Source organism: Candidatus Poriferisocius sp. (assembly GCF_965208475.1).
Lineage (GTDB): Bacteria > Actinomycetota > Acidimicrobiia > Acidimicrobiales > Bin134 > Poriferisocius.
This window is the reverse complement of the sequence record NZ_OZ242338.1, coordinates 1,389,896-1,403,417: the sequence shown is the minus strand read 5'-3', so window position 1 is coordinate 1,403,417 and position 13,522 is coordinate 1,389,896. Positions and strand designations below refer to the sequence as shown.

The following is a 13,522-nucleotide window of genomic DNA, read 5'->3' as shown; positions in this document are numbered from 1 at the left end:
CATCACGACCTGTTACACAAAAAAACTGACAGACCCTTGGTGGGGTGACTGAATCGACCACCAAAGCTGTTATCCTGCGTCCCCTTAGGGCTGCAACAGCAACTGGGAGCGGAGGGGTATGGAGCAGGAGAAGAGGTTTGAGAGCAATGAGAAGCCGCTCTCAGACCTGCTCAAGATGGCGGCATCCGGTCGCCTTCAACTCCCGGATTTCCAGCGCGGCTGGGTCTGGGATGACAACCATATAGTGAGCCTGCTGGCGTCTATCTCGCTTTCCTACCCAATCGGAGCGGTCATGACGCTCCGTACTGGCAATCCCGACGTGAAGTTTCGGCCTCGGCTGCTGGAAGGTGTCGAACTTGATCTTGATCAGGAGCCAGAATTTATGCTCCTTGATGGTCAACAACGCATCACTTCGCTGTTTCTGGCTCTCCATTCGCCAAGGCCGGTTCCTACCCGTGATGCCCGGGGCCAGGACATGCTCCGCCACTACTACGCAAGTATCGACGCCTGTATCGATCCGAACGAGGATCGGGAGGACGACGGCATCATCAGTGTGCCGGAGGGCCGCAAAATCACTACAGACTTCGGGAGGCAGGTCCAGCTAGATCTGTCGTCGCGAGAAGCTGAAATCGCAGCTGGCTACTTCCCATTGGACATCGTTTTCGATGGCAACGCAACCATGGACTGGCAGGTGGCGTACCTCAGCGACGGACCCGGCGAGTCTTCGGCGCGTCTGGAGAAGTGGAAGCTGTTTGCCGAGGCTGTGGTCAAGCCGTTCACCTCCTATCAGGTGCCGGCCATTGAACTCGCGAAGTTCACGCCAAAGGAGGCCGTTTGCCAGGTCTTCGAAAAGGTCAACACCGGCGGCGTGTCCCTCACTGTCTTCGAACTCCTAACGGCAACATTTGCTGCCAGCGAGTTCAACCTGCGCGAAGACTGGAACACACGCAAGAATATGTTCGACAGGTTCCCCGTTTTGGGTCAATTCTCTGCAACCGACTTTTTGCAGGTTGTGACGCTTCTTTCAACCTACGAAGCCCGAACTGTTCATATCGCAAATGGGCAGGAAGGCGATCGCGCTCCGGCAGTCTCCTGCAAACGCAAAGATGTCCTTCGCCTTGATCTGATTGACTATGACAAATGGGCTGACCTCGCCACGGAGGCAGTACTTCAGGCTGTTCCCTTCTTGCACTCCGAACACATTTTCTCGGCGCGGGACCTGCCGTACACAACTCAGCTTGTGCCACTTTCCGCGATTCTGGCTGAACTCGGACACGAGGCTGAGGGCCATGCAGTGAATCAGCTATTGCGGCAGTGGTACTGGTGCGGCGTATTCGGGGAAATGTATGGCGGTGCGACCGAGACCCGGTTTGCCAACGATCTCCAAGATGTCATCGCATGGATTCGAGGTGGTGCTATCACTCCACGCACGGTACAAGAAGCGCAGTTCCAAGCCACTCGACTGCTGACTCTACGCACACGAAACAGCGCCGCCTACAAGGGTCTGTACGCGCTACAGATGTTGCGCGGCGGCAGGGACTTTCGTACAGGGAAGCCGATCGACGTGCATGCCTATTTCGACGACAACATTGATGTGCATCACCTTTTTCCCAAGAAGTGGTGCACTAGTAATGAGATTGACTCCGGAATTGCTGACAGCGTCGTGAACAAGACCGCAATCGATGCACGGACAAACAAGGTCATTGGTGGGGATGCCCCGAGTCGGTACCTGGCAAAGTTAGAAGAGCGTGATCGGATTGAACCAACTGACCTTGATGCAATTGTGCAGTCACACGACGTCGATCCGCTTGCGCTACGTCAGGACGATTTTGAGTCCTTCTTCAATCAGCGTTTCGAGCGACTCGTAGTCCAGATCGAAGAGGCGATGGGCAAACCAGCCAATCGCTCGGCGGAGCGAGATGAGAGTCCTTTCGCATCGAACAGTCTTGATCCAAAGCGTGTGGCAGCCTCGGTCAAGACTCTAATCGAGACAGGTGAGAGCCAAGTCGTTGAGTTTAAGTCCACCGCTCTCAAGAATCTCCACACCGGTGTTAAGGATCCGGCGATGGTTTGGAGCGTCTTGAAGACAATCGCGGCCTTTATGAATGCCAATGGCGGAACACTGTTGGTCGGTGTCGACGACGGAGGTGCGGCTGTTGGAATCGAGGAGGATTTTCCCTTCGTGAGCGGGAATCATCGTGACGGGTGGCAACTCTGGCTGACGTCAGTAGTCAGCAGTTCCCTCTCCGAGACGGCTGCCTCAGAGCTACGGGTCACTTTTGCCGCACTCGAAGAAAAGACAGTTGCTCGGATCGAAGTCGGACCCTCAGCCAGACCAGTCTTCGCGACCCCGGCGAAGGGTGAGAAGAAGGATGCCTTTATGGTTCGAGTGAACAACTTGACAAAGGAATTCCAGGGCCAAGATCTTCTTGACTACCAGGCGAAGAGGTGGCCCGGAGTTAGATGACTCGCTGTGCCCGCATAGACTCGGCAATCCCCACCTGGCTGACGGCACTCTCGCTTCCGCCACTGGAGGTCCACACCCTGGTTTGCGGGGTCTTCGCGTTGAAGCGGGGGCACCCGGGAAAGTTCATCATCATTGGCTCTAACCGCGAGATCTTTTCCAGATTCCCGCAGAGCCTGTATACGGGTAACATGTTCTTGACTTTGCCGAATGCAAGGAATGTATCCTCATCGTGGAATGTCATTACCCACTCATCGGCGTCCATCATCTTCTCGATTAGAAGCAAGTTCTTTTCTAGCCGTTCTCACCAGTCAGTTGTGGCTGGGGTGGGTGGGGTAGTGGGTGAACCAGGAGATGGGGGAGGGCTGGCGTTGGAGGACCGCAGGCCAGAGTTCTCCGGGCTGGGTGGTGAGGAGGTCGGCGGGGTCGGCGTCGACGACGAACCAGGCGCCGGATTCGATCTCTCCTTCAAGCTGGCCGGGCGACCACCCGGCGTAGCCCGCGAACAGGCGGATGCCGTCGACCACTCCGGCTTCGGCCACCTCTTCGATCTCGGTTTCCAGGTCGAGGGTGCCCACCAGCCCGACCAGCGCCGTCCACCACCCCTGAAGGGGGTTTTGGCGCACCCTGGCCAGGGCCACCACCGACTCATTGGCCACCGGGCCGCCGATGAACATCGTGGTCGGCGGGGCCAGATAGGGCGCCCATTGGGGGAGGGCATCGCTCACCATCATTCCCGATGGGCGATTCAGCACCACCCCGGCGGCACCCTCCTGCTGGTGGGTCAGCATCAGCACCACGGTGCGATCGAAGTTCCCGTCGCCGATGAGCGGGGTGGCCACCAGCAGCTTTCCGGTGGTGTCAGCCCCATCTGCCATGCCTACAACGATTCCACCACGTAATCGATGCAGCCGCACAGCGCGGCGATGTCGGAGGGGGGAATGGCGGGGAACAGGGCCACCCGGAGCTGGTTGCGCCCTAACGCCCGGTACGACTCCACATCGACCACGCCATTGGAGCGCAGCACGCCGGCAACCTCATCGGCCGAGACGTCCTCGAAGTCGATGGTGGCCACCACATGGCTGCGAACGGCGGTATCGGCCACGAACGGTGTGGTGAAGCTGCGGCTCTCGGCCCAGGTGTAGATGACGTCGGCCGATTGGTCGCAGCGGGTGGCGGCCCACTCCAGCCCGCCGTTTTCGTTGATCCACTCCACCTGGTGTACGGCTAAGAACACGGTGGCCAGCGCCGGGGTGTTGTAGGTCTCGTCCTTGCGAGAGCTGTTGAGCGCGATGCTCAAGTCGAAGAACGGCGGGATCCAGCGGTCGCCTGCCGCTATCCGCTCTATGCGCTCCACCGCGGCGGGGGAGCAGCAGGCCAGCCACAGTCCACCGTCGGCGGCCAGGCATTTCTGGGGGGCGAAGTAGTAAACGTCGGTTTCGGCAGGATCGAAGCGCAGCCCGCCGGCGCCCGAGGTGGCGTCCACCAGCACCAGCCCATCGGGGGCCGGGCGGCGCAGTTCCATCGACACCCCGGTGGAAGTCTCATTGTGGGTCAGGGCGTAGGCGTCCACCGTTGGGTCGGCCACCGCCTCAGGGCAGGTGCCGGGCTCGGAGGTGATGACTACCGGGGCTTCCAAGTGGGGGGCGCCCGCCACGGCGGCGGCGAATTTGGAGGAGAACGCCCCAAAACTCAAGTGCTGGCTGCGGTTTTCGATGAGGTTGAACACGGCGGCGTCCCAGAACCCGGTGGTGCCCCCGTTGCCCAAGGCCACCTCGTAGCCGTCGGGCAAAGAGAGCAGCTCGCCCACCCCGGCCCGGAGCCGGTGTACCACGTCTTTGACGGTGGACTTGCGATGGCTGGTGCCGAGCAAGCCATCGGCGGCCGCGGCCAGGGCGGCGGCCGCATCCGGGCGCACCCGAGACGGCCCGCTGCCGAAGCGGCCGTCTTCGGGCAGCAAGTCGGGGGGGATGGTGATCTTGGGGGTTTGGGCAAGGTTGCTCACAGAGTCCTACGATACCGAAGCTGAGCGCTCAAACGGCGTTGTTCGCCTTGGCGCCAATTGAACATCCGCTCCTGAGTGGCGGTGTGAAAAGCTGCGCTCATGGCTCGCATATCCCAGCGCATTTCCGCCATCGCCCCTTCGGCCACCCTGGCGGTGGACGCCAAGGCCAAGGCGCTGAAGGCCCAAGGGGCGCCGGTGATCAGCTTTGGGGCCGGCGAGCCCGACTTTCCCACCCCGGCGGCCATCTTGGCTGCGGCCCGAGCAGCGGTGGACGACCCGAAGAACCACCGCTACTCCCCGGCCGGGGGCCTGCCCGAGTTGCGAGAGGCCATCGCAGCCAAGACCCTCCGGGATTCGGGCTACGAGGTGGCGCCGTCGCAGGTGGTGGTGACGAACGGGGGCAAGCACGCAGTGTACAACGGCTTCGCCGTGCTCTTGGACCCCGGCGACGAGGTGCTTTTGCCTTCGCCTTACTGGACCACCTACCCCGAGGCCATATCGCTGGCCGGCGGGGTCGGCGTGGAGGTGCCCACCACGGCTGATGACGGGTTCATGGTGACCGTCGAGCAGCTTGAGTCGGCTCGCACCGCTCGCACCAAGGCGCTGGTTTTCGTGTCGCCGTCCAACCCCACCGGTGCGGTGTACCCCCGAGATCGGGTAGAGGCCATCGGCCGCTGGGCTGCCGACAACGATGTGTGGGTGATCACCGATGAGATCTACGAGCATCTGACCTACGACGACCATGAGTTCAGCTCCATCCCGGTGGTGGTGCCCGAACTGGCCGACCGCTGCCTGGTGCTCAACGGGGTGGCCAAAACCTACGCCATGACCGGCTGGCGGGTGGGCTGGCTGATCGGGCCGCCCGACGCAGCCTCCGCCGCGGTTAGCCTTCAGTCGCACCAGACCTCGAACGTCTCCAACGTGGCCCAGCGGGCCGCATTGGCCGCGGTCAGCGGGCCGTTGGACGCGGTGGCCGAGATGAGGGCGGCGTTCGACCGGCGGCGAAGGGCCATGCACAAGATGCTGAACGGCATCGACGGGGTGACCTGCTTGGAACCACAGGGGGCGTTCTACGCGTTTCCGTCGTTTGAGGGCGTGCTAGGTCGTCTCGGCATTCCCGACACCACCGCAGACCTGGCCGGATGGATTCTCGAGGAGGCCCAAGTGGCCATTGTGCCCGGCGAGGCCTTCGCTGGCCCCGGCTATGCCCGGCTGTCGTTCGCCCTCGGAGACGACGACTTGGGCGAGGGCATCGGCCGCATCGCCGATCTGTTGCAGTGACTCAGCCGACAACCCTGCCCTACGGCAGCTGGCCATCGCCCATTTCGGCCCAATCGATGGTGGCCGGCGCCGCACTGCCGGTGAGCCTGTGGGGCCAAAAGGGCCGGATGTGGTGGACCGAGTCGCGCCCGGCCGAGTCGGGCCGCAACGCGCTGGTGTGCGACGGCGCCGACCTGTGGACCTCGGCTTCGGTGCGGACTCGGGTACACAGCTACGGCGGCGGTGCATGGTGGCCCGACGGTGCCGACGGGGTGTATGCCTGCGACGACGCCGACGGGCGCCTGTGGCATGTGTCGTCCGACGGTGCAGCTCGCCCGGTGACGCCCGAGCCCAGCTTCGCCCACGGTTGGCGCTACGCCGACGGTCGGGCCCACGGCGACGCCACGGTGTGCGTGCGGGAGGACCATCACGCGGCACGCGCCGCCCGACAAGAAGGCCGCACCTCAGAAGAGGCCAATCAAATCGTGCTCCTGAGCGGCGATGGATCGGGCGAGCCCGAGATCGTGGCCACCGGGGCCGACTTCTACGCTTGGCCCCGACCTAGCTCCGACGGGCAGCGGCTCACCTGGGTGCAGTGGAACCATCCCAACATGCCCTGGGACCACACCGAGCTGTGGGTGGACGGCCAGTGCGCGATATCGGGCATGGGCTCGGTGGTGGAGCCCCAGTGGGGCCCCGACGGCCGCCTCTATGTGGTGAGCGACCACTGCGGCTGGTGGAACCTGTACTGCGTGGAAGGGAGCGATCTCGTTCCGGTTCTGGAGATGGATGCCGAGATGCACCGCCCAGCCTGGGTGTTCGACGATCCCAGCTACGCGGTGTGCGGCGACAGCACGGTGGCGGTGGTGGCCATGCGGGGATCGCTGGCCGAACTGTGGCGAATCTCCCCCGACGGCGCCGAGCCTGAGCTGCTCGAACTTCCGTGGACATCGTATGCCAGCGTCCGTCCTGTCGGGCCCCATGCCGTGTGCGCCATTGCCGCCGCGCCGACCCAGGAACCGACCGCGGTCCGAATCGATGTGGCCGATGGGTCGTTCGAGGTCATCCGCCCGCCGGCTCGGGCCGCGGTCGTCCCGGAATATCTGTCCCGCCCCCGCCCGATCAGCTTCCCCACCACCGACGGGGCCGAGGCCTACGGGCTGCACTACCCGCCAGCCCACCCCACCGCCAAGGCGCCTCTAGGCGAACGGCCCCCGCTGCTGGTGCTGGGCCACGGCGGGCCCACCGGCGCGGCCCGCAGCCAGCTTCAGCTCGGCATCCAGTACTGGACCAGTCGGGGGATAGCGGTGGTGGATGTGAACTACCGGGGCAGCACTGGCTATGGAACCGCCTACCGGGAGGCGCTCCAAGGCCAATGGGGCGTCAGCGACGTGGACGACTGCGTGGCCGCGGCCCGCCACCTGGTGCGCAGCGGCGAGGTGGACGGCGACCGGCTCATCATCCGGGGCTCCAGCGCGGGGGGCTACACCACCCTGTGCGCGCTGGCCTTCCACAAGGTGTTCGCCGCCGGGGCCAGCCGCTACGGCATCGCCGATCTGGCTGCACTGGCCACTGACACCCACAAGTTCGAGGCTCGCTACATGGACACCCTGGTGGGGCTGTACCCGGAGGAAGCCGAGGTGTACGAGGCCCGCTCGCCCATCCACTTCACAGACGACTTCGAGGCACCCATGATCGTGCTCCAGGGCTCAGAAGACGTGGTGGTACCGCCCAACCAGGCCGAGATGATCGTGGCCGCGCTGGAGCAGCGGTCAATCCCGGTGGCCTACCTGTTGTTCGAGGGGGAGCAGCACGGGTTCCGCCGGGCGGAGAACATCGTGGCTGCCCTAGAAGCAGAGTTGGCGTTCTTCGCTGAGATACTGGGGTTCGATTTGGCTGACGATATTCCGCCGGTCGATATCCGCCGCTAGCCGGATTTGGATTCGCTGCTTCCCATTGGTCCCTTCCTGATCACAGAAAGCGGTCTATTGTGAGCACCGATGGCTCAGGTATTGGTTGCAGAGAAGATCGCCGACATCGGGGTGGCCAAGCTCCGCCACGCCGGCCATGAAGTGGAGGTCCGCACGGGGATGTCCCCCGACGAGTTGCTGGAAGCGGTCTCGGGGGTCAATGCGCTGATCATCCGGTCGGCCACCCAGGTGACTGCCGAGGTGTTCGAAGCGGGCCGCGATCTGGTGATCGTGGGCCGGGCCGGCGTGGGCTTGGACAACGTGGACGTGGAAACCGCCACCGAGCACGGGGTGCTGGTGGTGAACGACACCTTGTCCAATATCATCTCGGCCGCCGAGCACACCATGGCGTTGATCATGGCCCAGGCCCGGAACATTCCCCAGGCCCATGCCGCGCTGACCGATGGTCGCTGGGAGCGCGGCCGGTGGGAAGGCATCGAGCTGAGCGACAAGACCTTGGGCATCATCGGGCTGGGCCGCATCGGCCGGCTGGTAGCCGAGCGGGCGATGGGCTTCGCCATGCGAGTGATCGCCAGCGACCCCTATGTGTCCGAGGAGATGGCCCTCCACAGCGTGATGGCCCTGGTGTCGCTGGAGGAGCTGATAGCCCAGTCCGACTTCATCACCATCCATGTTGCCCGCACCCCCGAGACCATCGGGCTCATCAACTCGGAGCTGCTGGAGCTGGCCAAGCCCAACCTGAGGATCGTCAACGTGTCGCGAGGGGGGATCGTAGACGAGGCCGATCTGGCCGAAGCCGTGTCATCGGGGCGCATCGCCGGCGCCGCCCTGGATGTATTCGACGGCGAGCCCATCACCGAGTCGCCGCTGTTCCACCTCGACTCTGTGGTGGTCACCCCCCACCTGGGGGCCAGCACCGAGGAGGCCCAGAGCAAAGCGGGCGACGCCATTGCCGAGCAGGTGATGTTGGGGCTGGCCGGGGAGTTCGTTCCCGCCGCGGTGAACGTCCCGGCCAAGAACGTTCCCGACGTGCTGCGGCCCTATCTGCCGCTGGCCGAGCAGCTTGGGCGCTTGTTCGGGAACCTGTGCGAGCGGCTGCCCGAGGTGCTGGAGGTGGAGCTCATCGGCGAGATCGGCAAGCCCGACAACACGGTGGCGGTGATGTCGGCGGTCAAGGGCTTGCTGAGCGCGGTGTCGGACATGCCGGTCAGCTATGTGAACGCGCTGACGATGGCCACCGAGCGGGGGATGGATGTGCGGGCGATCAGCACGCCCAAATCCAAAGACCACGTGAACCTGCTCACCGTGCGGGGCGGAGGACACAGCCTCGGCGGGCATCTGACCGGGGCCCGTCAAGAGCCGGTGCTGGTGCTGGCCGACGACCACGCCGTCCACATGCCGCCCGCGGCCCACATGATCTTGCTGTCCAACGACGACCGCCCCGGCGTGATCGGCGCGGTGGGCACTCTGCTGGGCGACGCCGGCATCAACATCAACGACATGAACGTGGGCCGGGCGCCTACCGGGGAGGGGGCGTCCATGGTGATCGCAACCCCCCAGCCCGTGCCCAAGGAAGTGGCCGACGCCCTGGTGGCCATCGACGGGGTGCAGTCCGCCCGCTACATGGGCCTGGCCCGGGCTGAGGCCTGATGGGTGCGGCCCGGTGTTTTGTAACCACTGTGATCTCAGCATAGGATTGGACTGATGAGCCGCATGCACACCCACCTGCTGCTCTTGTAGGGCGAGCACCCAGAGGTGCTCGCCCCGACCCCCTGATCCCGCAAGGGCAGGGGGTTTTTTCGTGAGTCGACTCCAAAAAGGCCATGCCCATGAAAACCGGATTACACCCCCAACAACCGTCGGGAATGCCGATCCACAAGTACCAGGCGTTCGAGCCGGTAGATCTGGTCGCCCGGACCTGGCCCGATGCGGTGCTCACCGGTGCCCCCCGGTGGTGCTCGGTGGATCTGCGCGATGGCAACCAGGCCCTCATCGAGCCCATGAACTCGGAGCGGAAGTGGAAGATGTTCACCGCACTGGTGGAGGCCGGGTTCAAAGAGATCGAGGTCGGCTTCCCCTCGGCTTCGGAGACCGACTTCGGGTTCGTGCGGGAGATCATCGAGCAGAAGGCCATCCCCTCCGATGTCCGCATACAGGTGCTCACCCAGGCCCGCCAGGAACTCATCGAGCGCACCTACGAGGCCATCGACGGCGCGGCCGACACCATCGTCCACCTGTACAACTCCACCTCCACCGTTCAGCGCCGGGTGGTGTTCGGCCTCGACATGGACGGGATCACCAAGATCGCCACCCAGGCATCGGAGTTGTGCCGGTCGCTGGAGTCGCAGGTGCCCGCCACCGAGGTGTTCTACGAGTACTCGCCCGAGTCGTTCACCGGCACCGAGCTTCCCTTTGCCAAGCGGGTGTGCGACGAGGTGACAGAAATCCTGGCCGACGGCCATGACAAGCCGGTCATCATCAACCTGCCGGCCACCGTGGAGATGTCCACTGCCAACATCTATGGCGACATGATCGAGTGGATGCACCGCAACCTGGCCCGCCGAGACCGCATCGTGCTGAGCCTGCACCCCCACAACGACCGGGGGACCGCGGTGGCCGCCGCCGAATTCGGTCTCATGGCCGGCGCCGACCGGGTGGAGGGAACCCTGTTCGGCAACGGGGAGCGCACTGGAAACGTGGATGTTGTGAACCTGGCCATGAACCTGTTCAGCCAGGGGGTGGATCCCGAGCTGGACATATCCGACATAAACGGGCTGCGCCGGGTGGCTGAGGACTGCAACCAGCTTCCCATCCATCCCCGCCACCCCTATGTGGGCGACTTGGTGTACACCGCCTTCTCCGGATCGCATCAAGACGCCATCAAGAAGGGGTTCGAGGCCATGGAGGAGACCGGCCAGACCCTGTTCGAGGTGCCCTACATCCCCATCGACCCCATGGATGTGGGCCGCACCTACCAAGATGTGGTGCGGGTGAACAGCCAGTCGGGCAAGGGAGGGGTTTCCTACCTGCTCCAGGCCGAGGTGCAGTTGGATCTGCCCCGGCGCATGCAGATCGAGTTCAGCCGGGTCATCCAGCAGATTGCCGAAGAGACCGGCGAGGAGATCACCGCCGACCAGATCTACAACGAGTTCGCCACCGAGTACCTCGATCTGGATGAGCCCTACCGGCTGAACGGCTACGAGTCGGCCCAGAACGCCCGGGGTGCCGACCGCACGGTGGTCACCGCCCGGCTCACCACCGGCAACGAGCAGGTGGTGGTCCACGGCGAGGGGGCCGGCTCCCTGGACGCCTTCGTGGGCGGGCTGAACGAGATCATCGACACCCCGGTCAAGGTGGTGGACTACAGCGAGCACGCCCGGGGCGGTGGCACCGACGCCGAGGCGGTGGCCTACATCGAACTTGTGGTGGACGGACGGGAGCTGTGGGGCTGCGGCATCCACACCGACATCACCACAGCTTCTATGCGGGCCATTGTGAGCGCCCTGAACCGGGCTTGCGCGGGGTTGGGGTAATCCCTCAGTTCGAGCTCAACTCGAGCTGGTCCTCGTAGGCGAAAGTGGTGAGGTGGTTGGCTTGGAGGGCTTGTTCCGACATGGTCCAAAGGGTGTCGGCCACCACCAGCAGGCGCTGGATGGGCGGAGTCCAGATCCAGCAGATGATCAGCTCCTCATCGTCGGCGATCTCCAGAGAGGGGAACTCGTCGCGGATCCATTTCGATTCATCTGAGCAGTCCTGATCGGGATAGCTGTCGGGGGCGCCGGCGGGGCAGATGCGGATCTCGTTCTCGCCGCCGAAGGCTCGGGCCACTTCTTCGTGGTCCACCGGGCGGCAGCCTTCGAAGGCGATCTGCTGCTCTCGATGCGACACCCGGCCCAACTCGGCCACGCCGTCGCGGTTCACCCGAAGGGCCACCGCTCCGAAGAAGCCGTCGCCGCCGTCGTAGTCGTAACGGGTGAGGGGGATGGCCACCATTTCCTCGGGGCCCCAGTACAGGAAGGCCCTGTGGTCCCACTCGGCTTCGCTGTGGGCATTGGGGAACACGATCACGTCTAGCTCGGTTGGGTTGGCCGGATCGCTCACGTCGAACAGCGACACTTTGGTGCCGCGGGTGCGGCCGGTGTCGCTGGCGTCTTGGCCCACTCCAATCAGCAGGCCATCGCCTATCGGGTGCAGATAAGTGGAGAAGCCGGGGATTTTCAGCTCGCCGGCCACTGACGGTGCAACGGGGTCGGAGAGGTCGATCACATAGAGGGGGTCGACCTGGCGGAACGTGACCACGTAGCCAGTGTCGCCCGCGAAGCGGACCGAGAAGATGCGCTCGCCCCGGCCCAGATTGCCAACCCTGCCCACCTCGGTGAGCCCTCGGCCCTGCTGCTCAAGCACCACCACTTGGCTCTCAGAAGTCTCGGTGTCCCACGGCTCGCCAATGGTGGTGGCCACCCGGAAGTAGCCGTTGTGCTCGTCCATGGAGAACTGGTTGAGGAGGTGTCCCTCCACCGTGCCCGAGGCCTCATAGCGGGCGGGACCGTCGGTCGACACCGAGAACTTGTGTACGACGGTGGTCCACTCCGTGGGCGCTGAGATGCTGACCGAGTCTCCGTCAACGACGGGCTCGGCCCACACCGGCTCGCTGGTGGCCAGATACAGCGAGTGGCCGGAGCCGTACAGGGTGTGGCCATCAGCCAGCACCGAGGCGGCGTCGCCGGTGCCCAACGGCTCGGCCAAATTGAAGCTCAACACCGACAAAACGGTGAAGCCGGAGAACTCGGCCGGGGCGTAGAGCTGATCGCACTGGGGAAGCAGGCCGCCTCGGGTGCCGTCGGGACCGTCGAAGCGGTAGGCCGGCAGCCAGGCGTCGAGATCGGCGGTGGCCGCGATCTCCTTGTTGACCCGCTCGGCGGGCCCTTCAGCGGCCGGACTGCTGGGGTACACGAACTGGAACTGCGCGGGGTAGCTCGAAAGCGACATCCACACCACGTCGCCCACCGAGCGGGCGCTCAGGTACTGGCCCTCTATCCGGAGCTCGGACACCACCTCCATGGATGCCGGGTTGGACAGGTCCACTTCCTGGATGAGTGCTGTCGGGCTGCCCCGGAGGGTGATGTCCTCGGTGATGCCGTGGCCGCCTTCGAGGTTGTCGGCCGCCACCGGCTCGAGCCGGTCGGCGTAGCTGGTGGAGAAAACCATGGCCCGGTCTCCCCGGATGAAGATCTCCTGACCCCAGCCCGAGCCCGATTCCCCGGCCAGATCGACGCTGCCCAGGTACTGGGGCTGATCGCCGGATACGTCCACGTAGTGGAGCCGGCCCCGGGCTGCGGCCAGGATGCGGTTGCCGTCGGTTTTGATGATGTCGGGCTCATCCACTCCGGCCACCTGCACGTTGGTGGCCGAGAAGTCCCCGTCGCCGCCGGCGGCAACGGCGCCAGCCGAGTCAGCCGGCGCTGGCTGGGCCGCTGAATCGTCGGCCATCATATCGGCTTCGGCCATCTCCTCGACCGCGAATGGCTCGGGGAAGCCGAAGCGAGGGCCATCGTCGAGGCCGTAGGCGCCGACTCGGGCGACGGTCTCGGTCCGCAGATAGTTGAGCAGCGTGCTGCAATCCCCGAAGCTCCGCAGTGCTGACAGCAGTTCGATGTCGTCCAGCACCACTGTCGGCTCTGGCGTGCCGTCTGGCTCTCCAGTGGCATCGCCGGTGGACGGGCCAGGTGTGCCCCCGGTGATACCCGGTGAATCGGCGGTGTCTGACGAGCAGGCCCCGGCCATCAGCGCCAGGGCAACTACGACGAGGGCAATCCGTGTGAGCTTCTTCATGTCCCATATGACGACGCGTCGGCGCGTCTG

9 protein-coding genes are annotated in these 13,522 nt (G+C 64.6%); 5 read left to right on the top strand and 4 right to left on the bottom strand.

The genetic code is table 11. The features are described from left to right. Nucleotides 1-118: 118 nt before the first annotated feature. A complete protein-coding gene (locus tag ACOGXA_RS06575; protein ID WP_419926474.1) occupies nucleotides 119-2,467 on the top strand; it encodes a GmrSD restriction endonuclease domain-containing protein in 2,349 nt (782 codons plus the stop codon). On the opposite strand, the gene ACOGXA_RS06570 is transcribed toward ACOGXA_RS06575, so the two are convergent. From ACOGXA_RS06570 to serC, 3 genes are read right to left on the bottom strand one after another with little or no spacing between them, the layout of a single operon-like run. After that, on the bottom strand, nucleotides 2,460-2,732 hold the full coding sequence (locus tag ACOGXA_RS06570; RefSeq protein ID WP_419926473.1) for a hypothetical protein: 273 nt from the start codon (nucleotides 2,730-2,732) through the stop codon (nucleotides 2,460-2,462). The two genes, ACOGXA_RS06575 and ACOGXA_RS06570, sit on opposite strands and share 8 nt — an antisense overlap. A gap of 43 nt (nucleotides 2,733-2,775) precedes the next feature. Then, complete coding sequence (locus ACOGXA_RS06565; protein ID WP_419926472.1) at nucleotides 2,776-3,342, bottom strand: YqgE/AlgH family protein; 567 nt, start codon at nucleotides 3,340-3,342, stop codon at nucleotides 2,776-2,778. Between the two features lie 2 nt (nucleotides 3,343-3,344). Continuing rightward, complete coding sequence (gene serC / locus ACOGXA_RS06560) at nucleotides 3,345-4,469, bottom strand: phosphoserine transaminase (protein WP_419926471.1); 1,125 nt, start codon at nucleotides 4,467-4,469, stop codon at nucleotides 3,345-3,347. Between the two features lie 99 nt (nucleotides 4,470-4,568). Between serC and ACOGXA_RS06555 the strand changes: the two genes are divergently transcribed. The 4 genes from ACOGXA_RS06555 (at nucleotide 4,569) to leuA (ending at nucleotide 11,193) form a co-directional block, all read left to right on the top strand. Further along, complete coding sequence (locus ACOGXA_RS06555) at nucleotides 4,569-5,750, top strand: pyridoxal phosphate-dependent aminotransferase (RefSeq protein WP_419926470.1); 1,182 nt, start codon at nucleotides 4,569-4,571, stop codon at nucleotides 5,748-5,750. Further along, entirely contained in the window at nucleotides 5,747-7,660 is a 1,914-nt protein-coding gene (locus ACOGXA_RS06550; RefSeq protein WP_419926469.1) for a prolyl oligopeptidase family serine peptidase, read from the top strand. The genes ACOGXA_RS06555 and ACOGXA_RS06550 overlap by 4 nt, the downstream gene beginning before the upstream one ends. Before the next feature lie 69 nt (nucleotides 7,661-7,729). Beyond that, nucleotides 7,730-9,310, top strand: a complete 1,581-nt coding sequence (gene serA, locus ACOGXA_RS06545; RefSeq protein WP_419926468.1) for a phosphoglycerate dehydrogenase — start codon at nucleotides 7,730-7,732, stop codon at nucleotides 9,308-9,310. 179 nt (nucleotides 9,311-9,489) lie between these two features. After that, nucleotides 9,490-11,193 carry a 2-isopropylmalate synthase gene (gene leuA, locus ACOGXA_RS06540; RefSeq protein ID WP_419926467.1) on the top strand — a complete coding sequence of 568 codons (1,704 nt, stop codon included), beginning with the start codon at nucleotides 9,490-9,492 and terminating at the stop codon, nucleotides 11,191-11,193. 4 nt (nucleotides 11,194-11,197) lie between these two features. Here the strand turns inward: leuA and ACOGXA_RS06535 are convergent, their stop codons facing one another. Then, entirely contained in the window at nucleotides 11,198-13,492 is a 2,295-nt protein-coding gene (locus ACOGXA_RS06535; protein ID WP_419926466.1) for a beta-propeller domain-containing protein, read from the bottom strand. Nucleotides 13,493-13,522 lie beyond the last annotated feature (30 nt).